This is a genomic window from Parasphingorhabdus sp. (genome assembly GCF_039982415.1).
In the GTDB taxonomy this organism is placed as follows: Bacteria; Pseudomonadota; Alphaproteobacteria; order Sphingomonadales; family Sphingomonadaceae; genus Parasphingorhabdus.
On the sequence record NZ_JBDWYL010000006.1, the window covers coordinates 361852 to 382477 of the forward strand.

At 54.3% G+C, this 20626-nt stretch carries 5 protein-coding genes; all 5 read right to left on the bottom strand.

Features of this window, described 5'->3' with window-relative positions; all coding sequences use genetic code 11:
- Positions 1-16 precede the first annotated feature (16 nt).
- Genes ABJU74_RS07425 through ABJU74_RS07445 form a run of 5 tightly spaced genes read right to left on the bottom strand, consistent with a single transcriptional unit; the run spans position 17 to position 20429 of the window.
- A complete protein-coding gene (locus tag ABJU74_RS07425; protein ID WP_348383679.1) occupies positions 17-2167 on the bottom strand; it encodes a hypothetical protein in 2151 nt (716 codons plus the stop codon).
- Positions 2164-3558: an HlyD family efflux transporter periplasmic adaptor subunit gene (locus ABJU74_RS07430; protein ID WP_348383678.1), complete on the bottom strand. Its 1395-nt coding sequence runs from the start codon at positions 3556-3558 to the stop codon at positions 2164-2166. The genes ABJU74_RS07425 and ABJU74_RS07430 overlap by 4 nt, the downstream gene beginning before the upstream one ends.
- Positions 3539-4516 carry an efflux RND transporter periplasmic adaptor subunit gene (locus tag ABJU74_RS07435; RefSeq protein WP_348383677.1) on the bottom strand — a complete coding sequence of 326 codons (978 nt, stop codon included), beginning with the start codon at positions 4514-4516 and terminating at the stop codon, positions 3539-3541. Before ABJU74_RS07435 ends, ABJU74_RS07430 begins: the two co-directional genes overlap by 20 nt.
- 23 nt (positions 4517-4539) lie before the next feature.
- Positions 4540-6033, bottom strand: a complete 1494-nt coding sequence (locus ABJU74_RS07440; protein WP_348383676.1) for a TolC family protein — start codon at positions 6031-6033, stop codon at positions 4540-4542.
- Positions 6034-6047: 14 nt separating this feature from the next.
- Positions 6048-20429, bottom strand: a complete 14382-nt coding sequence (locus ABJU74_RS07445; RefSeq protein WP_348383675.1) for an Ig-like domain-containing protein — start codon at positions 20427-20429, stop codon at positions 6048-6050.
- Positions 20430-20626 lie beyond the last annotated feature (197 nt).

Here is a 20626-nt window from a genome sequence, read left to right on the forward strand (position 1 = left end):
TTAAATCACCAATAGCTTAATTGCTGAGCGAAGCCTCGCTGCGGAACAGGCGCGTTAGCTTGTCGAGCATGTTACCAGCGAGCGAACGACCGGCAGCCGAGATTTCCACGCGCCCCGGTGTCAGTTGCAAGGCCGCACCGTCCCGATAGGTCTTTTTGGAGGCCACTAATCGGACCCGATATAAAGCCGCGCGGGGACGCAAAATATTTTCATCCTTGTCAGCAGCGATAGGACCACCATGGACCGAGGCCAGAATAGGCTGGTCGATGCGTTCAACGGCATTGGTCGATTTCTCGACCAATTTTGCAGCGCGCGAGGCCTGCACCGGATCATCAGGGACAAAACGCCCGCGCGCATCTTTGGTGATCCGCCAGATATCATCTTCGCTGACATAGGCTTGAATATCATAATCGTCCGATGTCACCACATAAGCAATGGCCTCTGCACCGCCCAGCCAGCGCCCTTCGTGCATGTCAGGCGATAAATCAGTAACAATCCCAGCCAAAGGCGCGCGCAGAATAAGCCGTTCGCTGCGCAGTTCGAGACCGCTCAACTGGTCCTGTTCTTGTTTCAATTCCCGTTGCAAGACCATGCGGTTGGACAAGTCTATGTCATCGGCGGCGCCGCGACCAAATTGCAATTGGAGATTGGCGATACGCACTTTAGCGGCCGCTGTGGCTTGTTCTAACTCAGGGGCAGATAGCTGAACAAGCGGTGCGCCCGCCGCAACCCGTTCACCATTTTTAACGAAAATCTTGTCTATTTTTCCGGGGTCTCCGGCAATGATCGGAGAGGCACCAATAGGCGTCAGGACTGCCGGCGCGCTGATGTTCCGGTCCAGTGGTAAGAAACATAAAAACAAGGCTATGCCGGAACCGATAAGCAGCAATCTTGTCCGGGATGTCGCCAATATTCGATCCTTCATGCTGGCCCAGATTTTCAGTTCCGCGACAACCGGCCGGGCAATGAACACGGCAATTTCGACAAAGAATAAAATCACGCCAAGCAATTTGAAGAATAATGTATAAACCAGCAACGCGATGCCGATAAACAAGAACAGACGATATAGCCACGTCATCCACGCATAAACAATCATGCCACGCCGCAAGCGATCGGGAACCTGTTCCGGTGCGGGATCCACGAGCCCGAACAGCAAGCCGCGCAATCGCCAGCGCCCCAGGGCAAAGGCCCGGGGCTGCAAATTGGGTACTCCCAGCCAGTCGGACAAGACATAATAGCCATCAAAACGCATGAATGGATTGAGATTAATCGCGAGGCTCATCACCCAGCTGGTTGTGGCCAAAATAAAGGCAACGCTGCGCAACATGCCATCGGGCAGCAGCACCCACGCCATGGTTGCCAAGCCCGCGATCATCAATTCTACGGTGACGCCAGCACAGTCGATCATCAATCTTTGCTTGCGCGAAGTTAGCCGCCATGCCCCTGATGTGTCGGTATAGAGCACCGGCATCATCACCAGAAAGCTAACCCCCATGCTGGGAATACGGCAGCCAAATCGCGTCGCCGTATAGGCGTGCCCCAGTTCATGAAGAATCTTGATGACAAACAAACCAAGACCATAAGCGGCTAGCCCTTGCCAACTGAAGAAATAGAGGAACGAGGCCAGAAAGCTATCCCATTGGCGCGACACCAAGAAGAGACCGGTCAGCGCCAATAGGCCAAAAAAGATCAACGCCGGATAGGACCATAAGGGCGCCACTTTGTCGATCGTTCGCTCGAGAAAGGCGGCCGGCTTGACGATCGGGATGCGGATGAAAAGATAATTGTCCAACATCCATTTCCACCAAGCCTTTTTGGCCATTTTGCGCTGTTCTGAAAAACTCGCCACGCTATCGCCCATCGGCGTCACCGTGAGGCTGTTGGATAGTGAAAATTCAACCACTTGGCCAAAAGCATCATTGATCTGGTCTTCATCCAGTCCCTCGTTCACGAGATCCTCATTCACCTTGGCAAGATCGCCCGATGCCCAGCGCGACAGGATCCGATATTCAATTTTTCCCAGTTGGAAAAACAAATGACGGACCGGATCAAACAAGGTCCAGCTCGGGGCACCGGTGACCAACGCGGCGCCTGGTTCAATGCGCAGCTCTTGGCGCAAGGGCGGCAACAAGGGCCGGTCGGATTCGGCAGAGGCTTCGGCTGTCATAGGCCGATGGTTTGCCTGAAGCTCGCAATCGGGCGTTTGAGCAATGAATAAAGGAGCGGCACCCACTCGCCATATAATTTCGCCGTCCCGCGCGAACCAATACGCGGGTTACCGGATACCGGTTTGGCGGTGACCGCAAATGCTAAGATGCCTTCAGCCGTCTGGCGGGCCTGATAGCTGGCATGTTCCACTTTGCCCTCAATCGCCCAAAGGGGCTGTGCATCTAACCAGACTTTCACCCGGGAACCGCTATCCAGCGCCATTTGCTCGGCCGCGGGCAAATCTATGCGCAAGGCAATTTGCCCTGGATCAGCGACCTGCAAAATGGGATCACCGACATTTACCGCGCGCCCTTCCCAATCCCGGCGATCACTATAAATGGCCATGCCGGCACGTGGCGCCTTGATCTGCGACAGTCCCATAACATCATTGGCGAAATCATAATCCGCCTGCGCCAATTCATATTCCGCGCGCAAAGTTGCAATTTCCCGGGTTTCGTCCTCTTCGCCAAAGGCCGAGCTAGTGGAACGATCCACCCGGGCTTTCGCGACCGCCAATTTTTCCTGCGCCAATTTTAGTTCATTGGACAGCTTCACATCATCAAAGGAAACCAGCAACGCCCCCTCTTCAACTGCTGCATTAGGCGCCACATGAATTCGGTCAATCACACCGGAAAACGGGGCCGCAACCATGAATGGGCGAGCCGCAACCACTTCAACCGGGGCCAAGGCCGTCATTCGCACGGGAAAGAGCGCGATCACCAGACAGGCCACGGCGACGCCAATTTTCTCTTTGCGGCCAAATCGCCCCAGTCGCCGGACCGGTTGATCCCCAGTCAACGCCCGCCAGCTATGGGCGATGGTTTCCGACAAGCGCGTCAGACGAAAATTTTCACTTTCGCGAAACAGCGTTTCCCGCATGACGAGCAGGCCGCCAAATATTTTACCCTCTCCGTCCAGCAAAGGCTGCCAGCGACATTGGCGATAGGGATATTCATCCACAGCCAAATCATCACTCATCGCATCTATGGTAAAATCATGCGGGCGATCCAACCCTTGGTCATCAGCCAATTTGGCGATAATTTTTTCCATGGCCTGAATCAGCGGAGCATTGCGGTCGACAGAAGCAATGCTGGATGCGCAAACAATGTGAAAATCGTCTCCTAGACGGGGTTGGCGAGCGATAAACATTTGCTCATAAGGCAATATCCGGCGCATTTCATTGGCGACATGATAGTGCAGTTCCGCCACCCCCGGTTGGCGCCGCAGCTCGGCTTCAAATTGTAACAGGCTCGCCAACATATTGGCATCACCCGATAGCGGTGCTCCCCCGGCTGCCACCGGTAAAATCGCTATGGGCGCAGGATCAGAATCAGGAGGGCTGGCGGCCATCGGCTTTTACCGCTTTTGCTTTGGGCGATACGGCTTTTTCCTCTTTATCCGCCACCGTAGTGGCCACGGGTTGCGCCGAGGGTTTTTCGAATATTCCGGTGCCGCTCATACCCGGCAAAACCAAACTTTCGGTCTTGTCGACATTGCCGGTCACGCGAATGGTCTTGCTCACCGGGTCCACCGAAGCCCCCAGACGGGTTATCTTTCCAGTGACATCTGCACCGGTCTCATCAATGGTGAAGGTGAAATCCACACCGGGGCGCAGCCAGGTCAGCCAGTTACTGGGAACAATAAGCTCCACCTCGAGATCGCCGCCGCTCTGTATGGTCAGCAAGGGTTGACCGCTAGCCGCAATTTCACCGCGCCCGGCAATTTCTTCCACAACCGTCCCGGAAAATGGCGCATAGACAGCGCAATCGGTTAAATTGGCTTTGATCGCGCTGGCTTCGGCATTGGCTTTGCCGAGATTGGCCTTGGCCACCGCTACTTCATTTTTGCCAATGGCTTCATATTGGTCGAGTTCGACATTGGTTTTATACGTGACATTATAAGCATTGGCCGCCGCCTGCGCGGCTTTTAATTCTGCCCGAATGGCGGAACAATCAAATTTTGCCAATAATGCCCCTCTGCGAAAACTTTGGCCTTTGCCAAAAGGCATGGACGTAATCCGCGCGGTCATCCGCGAGGCAATGGTCGATTCCTGCTTGGGTTTAATCACCCCGCGAATATCCGGTTCCGGTTCCGGTTCCGGTTTTTTCGCCGGCTTCGCTGCGGCGCCTTCAGCCGCGGCTTCGGTTGCACTGAGCGCCGCTTCATTGTCAGACCAATTGGGACCATCTCCGCTATTGGCAAGCGCGATGCCAATAATGGCAGCCAGCGCAATACCACCGCCCCATAACCAGGGCGTCACTGCCTTTTTTTCCGTTTCCGGAGTGTTGTCCCCGGCTTCTTCATCCATTGATCAGGCTTCCTATCATCCCGTTATTTATCGAGCTTCATCGCCGCTTCACGCTCTTGCCAAAGCGTCGTCAATGCGCTGGACAAGGTGCTTACATCTTCTCGGCCGGTCAAGTCTGGCGCGAAATCATCAATGCCCATGGACGCAAATAAATTGGCGTAAGCATTTTGTGCCTCGGCATAGGCTATATCATATTTTACTTCCGCAACGAGCGTATTCATTTCCTCGCGCAGCAAGGTTTGCTGACTCATCGCACCGGCTTTGTGGCCCGCCCTGATTTGATAGAGGATTTTATCCTGCACCCGGTGTTGATGCTCAGCGGTTTGCAATTCTTGCTGCAGATGACCAAAGCGCGCCCGCGAGACGTGAACTTGGGTCATAACAGCCATTGTCAGCGCCAATTCGCGCTGCCGGAGCAAATCATCCTGCGCCCGGACCGCTTTTTTCTTGGGGCCCAATTTGAACAGGTTGAGCACATTCCAGCTCGCCCGCGCACCATATTGGAACCAATTATTGTTGAACAAAAAGTCATTGGAATCGACATTCACGCCCAATATACCGCGAAAACTGGGCAAAGCGGACAAGAGCGCTGCGTCAAGTTCCTTGCTGTTGATCCGCTGACGATAGCTGACTTCCCGCAATTCAGCGCGGTTTTTCAGCGCGGTCATCATCATGTCTTCGCCCGAATATTGTACCGCCGGCAGGGTCTGGGTGCGATCCGGCAATACCAGTGAAAATTTCGTCCCCGGACGCAGATTCATCAGCGCAGCCAATTGGGCTTTCGCGACCACCAACTCGCGCTGCAGCTTCCGAATCTCGGCCTGTATCTGAACCAGCTCACGTTGATAGGTCAAAGCCGTAAGGGGCGCGGACAGACGACGCTCCGCCAAGCGCTCGCTATTGCTAAGCGTTGTGCTGACATTGCCTTCCAATTGCTTGAGCTTGGTCAGCAGCCGCTCTGCGCTCACGGCGCGCCAATAAGAGGTGCGGACATCTTCAATAATCCGATTGGCCACTTTGCGCCGGCGCTCCTGGGAAATGAGAAATTCATCCGCCTTTTGCTGCGAACGTACATAGGATAGGCCAAAGTCGAGCACGTCCCAGCTTAACGACAAATCGCCGGTAAAAATATCCCGTTCCGCCGATGTTGAGGGCTCCAGCGATTGCCGCCGGGTGATGAGAGACAGTGAACTGGCACCGGAAAAATTATTCCGTCCGGCATAGCCTGCATTGGCAACCAGTTGCGGCAACATGTCATAGCGCGAGAGGTTCAACTCTCTGTTCTTCAGCGCTTCTTCCATCAGCTCGACTTTATAATCGAGATTATATTTCAACGCCCGCGCCATGGCTTCATACAGGTTGATCGGTGCTGTGACCGGTTCCTGATCGGCATCCACCGCGACAATATTTTCCCGCGCTGTGCTATCAATTTGCGATGGCGTGAGCGGTTTGGGATTAACCGCACAGCCACCCAATAGAGCGAGAACCGAACATCCGAGAGCTAGTTTCTTCACCATAGTCTTTCCCTTAATCATGCCTTAAACGCAGCAAGGAGCTGCGCAGTTTCATCTGCAGCACTGGCATCTGCCATTGCCATGGTGCTTCCCAAGGGAGCGGCACCGCTTGTGTTCTGAGACAGCGAAAGCTGCTCATCAATTTGAATTTCACCGGTCGCACCTTGAACAACAACCGGGATTTCCGTGACTTGACCATCCGCACGAATAGCCCGAACGATCAGTCTGATGGTTTCTGCATCGACCGGCCGTTCAATAATTGCGAGACCGCGCGCATCCATCCGGATCCAGCTTGGTAACGGGCTACCATCGCGGGTCCGCAATTGATATTCGATCATCCGGGGATCGCTATCTTTGCCAATATCCCGGATTTCCATATAAACCACACGATCCCGCACAACCGACTCGATCATCACTTGCTCGCTGCCGGTTGACAATTGCCGGACCGAAAAGCCGGTGAGCCCCTCAACCAGGAAGTCGCCGAAACGCGGATCAAACAAGCGGTCAGCTCCGAAACGCAAATCACGCACCGCATCGATATGGTGGACGAGATCATCAATCGGATTGCCATCGACATCAAAGGCACCCAAGCCACCCAGCGAACGCAAGCCGTTCACAGCTGTCAATAATGGACGATCTCCACCCAGATCCGGCGTGTTGTTGAGCGAACGGAAGCTGTTCGCCATATCGTCGATAATCAGTGGGGTGGTGATAAATGCATTGACCGGGTCAACGCGCGTGCTTGGCGGATCACTATCGGGGAATCCAAGACCTGTATTACCGATCAGATCGTTCACATTGGCATTGGCCTGGGTGACGATAACCGTGGCAATGGATTCAACAAAGCCGCCATTGCCGTCGCTGACAATATAGGTGATTGTTGCAACGCCTTGAAATTCCGCCGGAGCAAAATGCGATATCGTCCCATCCGGGTTGATGACCACAGTACCAACGTCGACCTTAGCGGTGAAAACGCTGAGCGGGTCTCCTTCCGGATCGGTAGCATTGGCCAGCACATCAATAATGGTTTCCGCACCGCCAATACCAAAGACTTGCTCATCCCCATCGACGGGCACTTCATTGGTATTACGCACCATGACCGTAACTGTCGCAGTCGACGTCCCACCATTGCCATCGCTAATCGTATAGGTGATCGTATCGGTTCCGAAAAAGTCGAGATTCGGGGTATAGGTAATGGTGCCGTCCGGGTTGATCACCACCGTGCCATTTTGCGCATTGGCCGCCGTCACCGTGAGCGGATCGCCATCGAGATCCACGTCATTGGCAAGCACCGGAATAACCACCGGCACTTCTTCATCGGTGCTGGTTATATCATTGGCAGCAACCGGTGGATCATTGACCGGACTAACCGTGACCGTAATGGTCGCTGTAGTGAACCCGCCATTGCCATCGCTGACTTGATAAGTAATCACATCAGTCCCGTTGAAATTCGGATCCGGTGTGTAGGTGATGGTGCCATCGGGGTTGATGACCACCGTGCCATTGGGCGAAGAAGCGCTGGTAATGACGAGCGGATCACCATCGGCATCCGAAGCATTGTCTAGCGGTGACAGCGTAACCGGAGTGTCTTCCGGCGTCGCCGCGACATCGGGCGGAACCACAGGGGCATCATTGACCGGCGTCACATCAACCATGACAGTCGCGGTTGTCGTGCCTCCCTGGCCATCTGAGACCGTATAGGTGATTGTCGTCGGACCATTAAAATCAGGATCAGGCGTGAAGGTCACCGTGCCATCGGGGTTGATCACCACTGTGCCATTGGGCGAGCTTGCATCGGTGACCGTCAATGGATCGCCATCGGCATCGCTGTCATTGCCCAGAACCGGAATCGTCACGGGAGCATCTTCCGGCGTGGTAATCATATCGTCCAAAGCCACCGGCACATCATTGACCGGATTGACCGTGATCGTTGCGGTTGTCGTAGCAAAACCGCCATTGCCGTCTGATACCGTATAGGTAATGATATCCGTGCCGTTAAAGTCCGGATCGGGCGTATAAGTCAATGTGCCGTCGGGATTAATCACAACCGTACCATTGGGCGCTGTTGCTGCCGTCACCGTGAGCGGATCGCCATCGACATCACTATCATTGTCGAGCACCGAAACCGTAACCGGCGTATCTTCATCCGTCTGGTCGACATCGGGCGTCGCCACAGGGGCATCATTGACCGGATCCACCGTCAAAGTCACGGTTGCCGTGGACGTACCGCCATTGCCATCACTAATCGTGTAGGTCACTGTGGTCGTGCCATTAAAGTCCGGATCGGGCGTGAAGGTCACTGTGCCGTCTGGATTGATTGTCACTTGGCCATCGGGTGAGGTGGCCCCGGTGACGGTCAACGGATCGCCGTCGACATCCGTATCATTGCTGAGCACGTTCAGTGTGATCGGTGTATCTTCATCTGTCGTCGCAACATCATCATTGGCCACCGGCGGATCATTGACCGGGTTAACCGTTACGGTGACGATGGCTGTCGCAGTGCCGCCTTGGCCGTCACTAATCGTATACGCAATCGTATCCGTACCGTTAAAATCCGGATCTGGTGTGTAGGTAACCGTACCATCTGGGTTGATCACCACCGTGCCATTGGGCGCCGTTGCCGCCGTCACTGTCAGCGGATCACCATCCACATCACTGTCATTTGCCAGTACCGGAATAGTCACCGGTGTTTCTTCATCCGTTACCGTCGCATCATCGACCGCTACTGGCGGATCATTGACCGCTCCGACGGTTACGGTCACAGTGGCTGTCGATGTGCCGCCTTGGCCGTCGCTAATGGTATAGGTAATCGTATCAATGCCATTGAAATCCGGGTCGGGCGTATAGTCAATTGTACCATCCGGCAAAATGACCACGCTTCCATTGGCTGCGCTGGCGGTCGATATGGTCAGACTGTCGCCATCCGGATCGCTATCATTTGCCAATACTGGAATATTGACCGGCAAATCTTCCGAAGTAGAGGCGCTGTCATTGACCGCTATCGGGGCCGGATTGGTAATAGTCCAGGTAAAGGTCTGATCAACAGTGCCGCCATTGCCATCATCGGCGGTGATCGTGACCATATAAATCCCGACACCGGTCTGACTGGCATCACTCGCGATCGTGCCGGTAATCAGACCATTGGCATCAATGGACAGACCTGCTGGCAGACCGTTGGCGGTAAAGGTCAAAGGATCACCATCAATATCGGAGAAATTGGCGGCGACCGAAACCGAAACCGTCGTATTGTCGACATTGGCGCGCGGCGCAATTGGATTGGCGATCGGCGCATCGTTGGCTGCAGCGACATTAATTTCCACGGTAGCCGTGGACGTGCCGCCATTGCCGTCGCTAATGGTATAGGTAATTGTATCCGGGCCGTTATAGTCCGGATCTGGAACATAGTTGAGCGTGCCATCGGGATTGATTGTGACGTCACCATGGCCTGCAGTGGCCAAGGTCACGGTCAACATATCGCCATCCGGATCCGTGTCGTTGGTCAAGACATCAATATCCAGCGGTGTATCTTCGGTCACCGCAATCGGTCCGTCATCATTGGCCACGGGCGGTGGGTTGGTTACCGTCCAGCTAAAGATACTCGATACCGTACCGCCATTGCCATCATCGGCAGTGACTGTAACCGAATAGATGCCATCGCCTGCTGGTCCCCCTTGCGAAGCCGAAGGATCAATCGTGCCGGTAATATTACCATTGGCATCAATGGACAGTCCTGGCGGCAGACCAGTTGCGCTAAACATAAGCGTATCGCCGTCTAGGTCATCAAAATTACCGCTGACATCCAACGCGATCAGATCAGCATCTTCATTGCCCAGTGAGGGCAGAGGGATGGCTGTAGGGTCGTCATTTTCAGCGCCAACAGTCACCGTGACCGTGGACGTTGCGGTGCCGCCTTGCCCATCGCTAATCGTATAGGTGATCGTATCCGTGCCATTGAAATTTGGATCGGGCGTATAAGTCAACGTCCCATCGGCATTGATCACAACATTGCCATTGGGAGCAGAGGCATTTGTGACGGTCAGATCATCGCCATCGGGATCATTGTCATTGGCCAGCACATTGATCGGCGTCGATGGCGTGTCTTCAGTGGTCGCCGCCATGTCAGAAGCGGCGGAAGGACCAGGGTTGGCAATCGTCCAAATGAAGCTTTGGGTAGTGGCCAATCCTTGATCATCTGTCGCGGTTATTTCCACTTGATAGACACCGCCATTAACCTGGCTGGCATCGGGATCAATCACACCGCTGATGACACCGGTCATCATATCGATAGTCAAACCAGCCGGTAAATTGGCTGCGCTAAAGGTCAATGGGTCACCTTCCGGATCGCTATAGAGCGCTCCGAAATCCTCGCTGATCATATCCCCGTCGAGACTATCGCGGTTGGGCAATAATGTTCCCACCGGCGCATCGTTCACCGGATCGATGACAATGGTCGCCACCGCCGTGGCAAACTCGCCATTGGCATCCTGAATTGTATAGGTCACGGTGGCCGTGCCATTGAAATCCGGGTCCGGTGTGAAATCAATTGTACCATCCGGGAGGATAGTGGCAGTCCCATTAGTGGCTACTGCCGCTGTGATCACAATTGGCGTTGTCGGATCAGCGTCGGGATCGACATCATTGGCCAGAACATCAAGATTGATCAGCGTATCTTCGGTTCCAACGAAATTATCGTTGACAGCCCTTGGCGGTTCATTGGTGATCGTCCAGGTGAAAACTGTGCTCACCATCAGGCCGGCCGCATCTGTTGCGGTCACCGTGACCGTATATTCCCCATTGGGGACATCGGAAGACGCGGTGGCCCCGGTTGTTCCGGTCACCAGACCGGTCGCAGGATCAAAGGTAAGTCCGGTTGGCAATCCTGTTACATTGAAGGTCAGGCTTGCATCATCAACATCACTAAATGCCGGGCCTAACGGGACGTTGATCATCTCGTTATTGGAATCAAACAGATCCGGCAAACCAACTGTCACCGGTGCATCATTATCTGCGGTCACGGTGACTTCAACAGAAGCTGTTGCCGTGCCGCCATTGCCATCGCTAATCGTATAGACAATCGTATCGATGCCATTGAAATTCGCATCAGGCTGATAGGTCAAGCTGCCATCGGCTTCGATTACAACCGTACCATTGGCGCTATTTGCCGAAATGACCGTCAAGCTATCGCCATCAGGATCATTATCATTCGTCAGCACCACGATGTTGACCGGCGTATCTTCCGGCGTTGTCGCTGTATCGTTATTGGCCACTGGCGGCGGGTTGTTGACCGTCCATGTAAAGACAGAATCCACCGTCCCGCCATTGCCGTCATCCGCCGTAATCGTCACTGTGTAGCTGCCGCCATTAACCTGGCTGGCCTGATTATCAATCGTACCAGTAATCAGACCATTGGCGTCAATGGTCAATCCGGCTGGCAAGCCGCTCGCCGTGAAGGTGAGCGTATCGCCATCCAGATCTTCAAAGCTTCCGCTAACATCGACCGACACCATGTCGGCATCCGCATTGGTCTGGTTGTTTAGCGGTGGATCAGCGGTCGGCGCATCATTGACCGGTACAACCGTGACTTCAACCGTTGCGGTCGCGGTACCACCATTCCCATCACTAATCTGATAAGTAATGATGTCGGTGCCATTGAAATTGGCATCTGGTGTGTAAACCAAAGTGCCATCCGGATTAATGACCACCGTGCCATTGGGCGCCGTTGCACTGGTGACGGTCAACATATCGCCATCGGGATCGCTGTCATTGGCCAGCACCGCTATCGGCGCGCTCGGTGTATCTTCGTTGGTTGTCGCGGCATCATTGACCGCCGTGGGCACAGGATTGGTGACGACCCAGGTAAAGGTTCCATCTACAGTGCCACCATTGCCGTCATCAGCAGTAATCGTGACCATATAAACGCCGCCATTAACCTGACTGGCATCCGAATCTATCGTTCCGGTGATCATCCCATTGGCATCAATCGAGAGGCCCGCGGGCAGACCCGTAGCGGTGAAGGTCAGTATATCACCGTCCAGATCGCTAAACTTGTCGCTGACATCAACTGCGATCACATCCGCATCTTCATTGGCGAGATCGGAAATGGGAATATCAACTTCCGGCGCATCATTGACCGGGGCGACGGTAACCTCGACAGTCGCTGTCGACGTGCCGCCATTGCCGTCGCTAATCGTATAGGTGATCGTATCCGTACCGTTAAAATCCTGATTGGGCGTATAGGTCACCGTGCCATCGGCATTAATGACCACCATGCCATTGGGCGCCGAGGCCGAAATTACGGTGAGGTCATCGCCATCCTGATCTGTGTCATTGGCGAGAACCGGAATGGTGACCGGCGTATCTTCATCGGTCATCGCCACATCATCGGTGGCAACCGGCGGCGGGTTGGTAATCGTATAGGTAAAGCTGCTGGATACCGTTCCGCCATTGCCGTCATCAACCGTAACGGTGACAGTATAGACGCCGCCATTAACTTGGCTGGCCTGATTATCAATCGTGCCGGTGATAAGCCCACTATCGGGATCAATGGATAGTCCGGCCGGCAGTCCCGTCGCGGAAAAGCTCAGCATATCGCCGTCAATATCGCTGAAATTACCCGCTGTGGGTATTGAAGGATTGGTGCCGTCCACGCCCGTCACATTGGGCAAGGGACTATCGACCACTGGGGCATCGTTGACCGGCGTAACCGTGACGGTCACCATCGCAGTAGATGTGCCGCCATTGCCATCGCTAATCGTGTAGGTGATCGTGTCGGTGCCGTTAAAATCGGTGTTGGGCGTATAGGTCACCGTCCCATCAGGATTGATCGTTACCAAGCCATTGGCGGCAGTGGCTGAGGTCACCGAAAGCGCATCGCCGTCGGGATCGTTATCATTGGCCAATACCGGGATAATCACCGGCATATCTTCATCGGTGGTAGCGACATCATCGCTTGCAATCGGAGCAGGGTTATTGACTTCCCAGACGAAAGTCTGGCTGACCGTACCGCCATTGCCATCATCGGCTGTTACCGTGACGGAATAAATTCCATCCCCTGCCGGGCCACCTTGTGAAGCATCGGGATCGATGGTCCCGGTGATATTGCCAGCAGCATCTATCATCAAACCAGGCGGCAGACCGGTTGCCGTAAAGCTCAGCATATCGCCATCAATATCGGTAAAGCTGCTCGCAACCGACAATGCGATAACATCCGCGTCATTGTCGATTTGCGGCGCTATAGGCGTTGCCACCGGCGCATCATTGACCGCATTGACGGTCACTTCAACCGTTGTGGTGGAGAAGCCACCTTGGCCATCGCTGATCGTATAGGTGATCGTGTCGACGCCATTAAAATCCGGGTCAGGCAGATAGGTGACGGTGCCGTCCGCATTGATCGTAACCGTGCCATTGGGGGCGTCAGCGGCGGTTACCGTCAGCGGATCGCCATCAACATCCGTATCATTGGTCAAAACCGCAATATCAACCGGCGTGTCTTCATCGGTGGTCGCGCTGTCCATATTGGCCACCGGCGGATCATTGACCGCATCGACAGTCACCGCAACGGTAGCGGTTGAGGTTCCGCCATTGCCGTCACTAATCGTATACGTAATTGTCGTGGGTCCGTTGAAATCCGGATTGGGCGTGAAGGTAATTGTCCCATCCGGATTAATCACCACTGTCCCATCAGGCGAAGTGGCTGCGGTGACCGTGAGCGGATCGCCGTCAATATCCGTGTCATTGCCGAGCACACCAATGGTTACGGGCGTGTCTTCGTTGGTCGTGGCCACATCATCGACCGCAACGGGAGGATCATTGACGGCATTCACGGTCACGTCCACCGCTGCTGTAGAACTGCCACCATTGCCATCGCTGATCACATAAGTGATGGTATCGACACCATTGAAATCGGGATCTGGCGTATAGGTCAATGTGCCATCCGGGGCGATGGTCACTGTACCGTTCAGCGCGGTTGCCATTGTGACTATCAATGGATCTCCATCAGGATCGCTATCATTGGCCAGGACATTAATATCAACCGGCGTGTCTTCGTTGGTCACCGCACTGTCATTGACTGCAGTGGGTGCCGGATTGGTCACCGTCCAGGTAAAAGTCTGACTGGTGGTCAGGCCATCGGGATCGGTCCCGGTTACGGTCACCGAATAGATGCCGCCATTAGGCTGGCTCGCATCACGATCAATGGTTCCGCTGATAATCCCGCTATTGGGGTCAATGCTCAATCCGGCTGGCAAGCCGGTGGCATCAAAGGTCAAGACATCGCCATCAACATCACTGAAGAAGCCGCTGGTATCGACCGATACGGATTGATTATCCTCATTGATAACATCAGGGATCGGCAAGGAATCAGGTCCATCATTCACGGCCACCACATCGACGGTCAATGTGGCAGTGGCAATACCGCCCTGGCCATCAGAAATAGTGTAGCTGACCACCGCTTGTCCGTTGAAATCTTCAGCTGGTGTGAAGGTCAAAGTCCCGTCGGGATTGACCACAACCATGCCATCAGGTGTGCTGGCTGCCGTAATCGTCAGCGGATCTCCATCGGGATCGCTGTCATTGGTCAGAACGGCAACCGTGACCGGCGTGTCTTCCGGTGTCGTTGCCACATCATTGACCGCAATGGGGGGAATATTTTGAATCGAGTAGACAAAAGTTGTCGACACTGATTCACCCGATGGATCGGTCGCTGTGATCGTGACCACAAACGGGCCATTGACCGAACTGTCTGAATCCAGCGTTCCGGTGATCAACCCCGTGTCAGGATCAATTGTCAATGTCGGCGGCAAACCGGATGCCGAGAAGGTCAGGTCATCGCCATCCACATCTTCAAAGCCTTGCGCCGTGGGAATAGATACATCCGCGCCATCTTCGCCATTTTGATTGGCGAGACCAACAGTGGTTGGCCCGTCATTGACCGGAGTGACCGTCACCGTCACCGTAGCGGTTGAAAACCCACCTTCGCCATCGCTGATCGTGTAGACAATTGTGTCTTCGCCATTGAAATTGGCATTGGGTGTATATGCCAGCGTGCCGTCGGCATTAATTGTCACCATACCATTGCCGGCATCCGCTGCTGTTACAGTCAGCGGATCACCATCGCTATCAACATCATTGTCGAGGACAGGAATATTCACCGCCGTATCTTCGTCGGTGGTTACGCTGTCATTGCTGGCCACTGGAGCAGGATTGGTTACCGTCCATGTAAAGTCTGAGGATATTGTCCCACCGCGGCCGTCATCTGCGGTTACAGTAATCATATACACGCCGCCATTAACTTGGCTCGCGCTGCGATCAATTGTTCCGGAAATAACGCCGGTTGCCGGATCAATCGTCAAGCCTGCTGGCAAGCCGGTGGCGGAAAAAGATAGTCCGTCACCATCTGGATCACTGAAGGCGCCAGCAACTGGCAAGCTGATGACCTGGCTATCAAGATTGGTTTGATCCCCAATGCTGCCATTGGTTGTCGGCGTGTCGTTGACATCGGCAACCACCACCGTGATTTCCGCGGTAGACGTTCCCCCTTCTCCATCAGAAATTTCATAGGTGATGATGTCTGTGCCGTTAAAGTCAGGATTGGGCGTATAAGTGACTGTGCCGTCGGGATTGATTACGACCATACCATTGGCCGCGCTGGCCGCAGTGATCGTCAAATCATCACCATCTGGGTCGCTGTCATTGGCCAAAGGCGCTATGATAACAGGCGTATCTTCATCCGTAGTGGCACTGTCATCAACCGCGTCCGGACCAGGATTGGTGATGTTGAAAGTAATCGTTTCAGTCGTTGTTCCGCCATTCCCATCGGAAACGGTGATCGTTGCTGTATAGACACCGCCATTGGTTTGGCTCGCGCTGTTGTCAATCGTGCCGGAAATAACCCCGCTATCCGGATCAATAGACAGACCAGGCGGCAAATCTGCGGCAGCAAAAGTGAGCGTATCCCCGTCCACATCACTGAAATTACCGGCGATGGGAACCGAAATTACGGCACCGTCCTGCGTGTCTTGCGGCGGCAAGGCCGTGCTCACCGGCGCATCATTTTCGGCCGTTACGGTAACGGTAATTGTGGCCGTAGCGGTGCCGCCTTCGCCGTCACTAATCGTATATGTAATCGTCGCTGTGCCATTGAAATTGGCTGGCGGTACATAGTTGACCTGATTGCCAACCACTGTTGCTTGTCCAACAGACGCGGCGGCGGCAATGAGCGTCAACGGATCACCGTCCGGATCGCTATCATTGGGCAAAACATCAATCAGAACCGGTGTATCTTCGGCGGTTGACGCGGTGTCATCGACTGCAATCGGCGCCGGATTGGTCACGGTCCAGCTAAAGCTCTGGGTTGCTTGTAATCCACCGGAATCCGTCGCGGTGACGGTTACCGAATAGACGCCATTGGCCCCACCCTGGCTAGCCGACCGGTCAATTGTACCGGTAATCTCGCCGCTATTGGCATCTATGCTCAGTCCAGCGGGCAAGCCCGTCACACTATAGGTTAAAGTCGGATCATCGCTGTCGGTAAAGCCGCCCGCTGTCGCTACGCTAATTCCGCTATCGGAATCCACATTGGTCTGTGGCGGCAAAGACCCCATAGGCGTCGGAGCATCGTTAACCGCAGCAACAGTCACTTCAACCATTGCCGTGGATGTTCCGCCCTCTCCATCACTCATCGTATAAGTGATAGTGTCGGTACCGTTAAACCCAGCATTGGGTGTATATGTGACGCTGCCATCGGGATTGATCACGACTGTTCCGTTCGCCGCACTGGCCGCGGTGACGCTGAGATCATCGCCATCGGGATCACTGTCATTGGCCAATATGTTGACGGTCACCGCTGTGTCTTCATCGGTCGAAGCGGTATCATCAACCGCTGTCGGGCCTGGGTTGGTCACGGTCCAAGTAAAGGTCTGGGTGGCTGGTGTCGATTGAAAGTCGGTTGCTGATATGGTGACCATATACACGCCGCCCATGCCGCCTTGGCTGGCGCTATTGTCAATCGTACCGGTAATTTCCCCGGTATTGGCATTAATCGACAGTCCCGGCGGTAATCCGGTTGCGCTATAATTGGTCGTCGGCCCATCGACATCAATAAAGCCACCGGCCGTTGCAACGCTGACCCCGCTATCCGCATCGATATTGGTCTGTGGCGGCAAAGAGCCGAAAGGCTCCGGCGCGTCGTTGGTCGCCCCAACGGTCATCCGGAAAACGGCCGTGTCAGTTCCACCTTCTCCGTCGCTGATCATATAGGTGATAACGTCATCACCGCTAAAATCGGCATTGGGTGTGTAGGTCAACGTGCCATCGGCATTGATCACCACTGCGCCATTGGGGGCACTGGCCGAAACCACCGTGAGATCATCACCGTCTGGATCCTGATCATTGGCCAGAACATCAACCGTTATCGGCGTGTCTTCATTGGTAAAGCCGCCGTCATCATTGGCTTGCGGAGCCGGGTTGGTAATCGTCCAAGCAAAATTCTGTGTGGCCGAAGCGCCATCCGGGTCAGTCGCCGTCACCACAATATTATAGACGCCGCCCGTACCGCCTTGGCTAGCGCTATTGTCAATCGTGCCGGTTATCGCTCCGGTATTGGCGTCGATAGAAAGTCCTGGCGGCAATCCCGTTGCCGAATAGCTCAACTCTCCAAACCCATTGTCCGGGTCGTTAAAGCCTTGCGATGTCCCAACAAAAATTCCTTGCGCGGCATCAACATTGGTTTGCGGTGGCAGATTACCGACAGGAACGGGCGGATCATTGACCGCTGCCACGGTCACGTCAAATGTTGCGGTAGACGTCCCGCCCCGCCCATCACTGATCGTATAGGTGACGGTGTCCGTGCCTGAAAACCCGTTATTGGGCGTATAGCTCAGCAATCCCGTAGGCCCGATAGTCACCGTGCCATTATTGGCGTTGGCCGCGGTAACGGTGAGCGCATCTCCATCACCATCAAAATCATTCGCCAAGACATTGATTCCAGAGATCGCGGTATTTTCATCGGTTGTCTGCGTCGCATCATCGACGGCCGTCGGCGGGTCATTAATCTCAACGACACTGATCGTCGATGTCGCAACATTGGAACTCAAAGCGGCGTTAGCGAAACTGATGGTGATGTTCCGATCGGTCTCGGAAGGCCGCTCGGTGGTATTTTCAAATGTAATCGCCCGCAGCGCATTTTCATAATCCGCTGCACTGGCCCCGCCGGTTAGCGACACACCGGCATCAGTGCGCGTATAGCTTATCCCACCGGCCAGATTACCGGACGCCGCAGCGCTACCATTCACCAGCAAACGGTCACCGGCCTGCGCATTGGTCAATGTAATTGTAGCCGTTTCAACCGTACCATTCGGGTTGGTGATGGCAACATCACTGTCCACAATGCCAACGCTGGCAGCATTTTCGACATAAGTACCCGCATAAGCAGAACCACCAGCCGTGCTGTCATTCCCATCCAAGTCCAGTCGCGGAATGGAAACTGTCGTCCCGCCCGCGCCCAAATTAAAATCGAGATCGCCATCATGGCCAAAACCTGCAGCCGTAAATCCGGAGGCCGGATCCAGATTATAAGTGATGGTAAAACTGCTGGTATCTAGCCAATTGAAGCGCGCAGCAGAAGAGGCGTCTCCAAATTCATTTTGCGTACCCGACGCTGTCACCTCTCCCGGAATACTAATGTCAAAATCAATATCCGAGGATCCAGCATTTTCAAAAGAGGATAATGTGTCTGTATCGACCGTTACAAATTCACGGCTTCGCGGCTGACCCGCGGTTCCATCAATATCTGCTACGGTGAAAGAGACATCAATATTCACCGGCGCCCCGCTCGCGGCAAAAAATACATCCCAACGAATTTCGGTAGTGGCCACGCCTGGGGCACCCCGTTCCCGCAAAAGAAGCCTCGGATCATCACCCGATGTGCTGAACCGAATATCATCGCCTGCAGTCAGAGAAACAACCGTAGCCCGCAAGCTAATTTGCTGGCCATTAACGGTCCCGACATTTGTCCAGGTAGCGGTTGCCCCTTCGCCAACTCGCGTATTGCTGTTTACCGCAACGCCCGCGCCATTGACGACATTAGGGTTTCCCGATTGCACCGAGATGGCCGTCGAAGCCAACAAGCCATCCCAATTGCGGGCAACAAGAGAGGCGGCGTCAACTTGGCCCAATCGACTTTCTAGCGTCCAGTCCCCGCCGCGCAAAATGCTGCCCGTATCATCGATAGAGGCCGCAATATCTGCACCGGTTACCGCCGCCAAGGCGTTCATCAATTGTTGCCCGGCTTCATCCGCCCCCACGTCGCAACCATAGATTAAAATATCGCCGTTGGGGGCCAGTTTGGCTCCGATAGAAGCCAGCGATGCCGCCAAGGCACCAGATACCGACGCACTATCAATTCGCGTAGTGCCCAGCCAGAACACGCCATTATCCCCATGGCTGACAAGATGGATCGCCCCAATATTATCCGCGCCGGCCAAGGCGGCCATGATTTGATCAATGCCGTCGCTATTGCCGTCGATCAGGACGATAATTCCTTTGCCCGCCCATGTGTCGGCCAGCTCTTGATAATTTTCGACATTGGTATCGATGAAAATATAATCCTGGCCAGACGCGGCCGCATCTTGGACAAGCAGAAGATCTTCCGGCGCAAAGGACGGTTGGTCTGGCAGAACCGGCGCGGTGACAAACCGGGAGTCATTATCATCGATAATGAAATAATCCCGAAAGCCATCCGGCTCCATGTCGGGGACACGCAAGCTCTGGGCGATATTGTCTGCGGAAATATCCGCTTGAGAACCGCTGACCAGCGCGGGGTCGTCGACATCATCGAGAAAGTCTTGACCCGCTATTGCCTCTTTCAAGACACCCGTTTCATTTACAGTAATCGTGTCAGATATATTTATATCCGCATCATGCGATGCACTGGGTACGAGCACCGGATCTGTTACGATATTATCAGTTAGAGGGGCGCTGTCATCCGCGGCGTTTAAGCTGGCCGGGACAGCGGCAAAGGCCAGATCCCGAACGGGGTTCATTTGGTCCAGATCGTCAGTGGAGCCGGCTGCGTGCAGATCTTCTCCGATCACACTTTGCGCTAATGCACTGGGATCTTGTTCATGCGCAAGAGCAATGGGGGACAGGCGCACCGATTCTACCCCAGAATCCTGATCTGCCGGCACAAACCGGGTCGGTGGGGCTAGGCCAATATTGGGCACGGATTGCGCGTTAAACTGACTATTTTCAGCGCCAAATCCTAGGCCATCGATGGCGCTATTGGCAAAAGCGTCGGAAGACAATACCGTCGCTGCGGCGGTGACCACAGCCGCGCCATCAAACATCATGCGCGGCTCAAGTGCGATTAAATGACTTTGTGGAATCCGGGTGTGCTTGACCATCTAACTCTCCGAATGGACACTGTGTTTTTTATCTCGTGATTGTGCCGTAACGCCCTAAAACAAAACAAATAGTCAACGCCCCAGACCGATTTGTTAGGAAATATGGTTAACAGAGTTGTGCAACCCTCTACAACCCCCAAAAATCTAGGAAATTTGAGAATATTGTAAATTCTCCTCTCCATTGGTCCGAAATTATG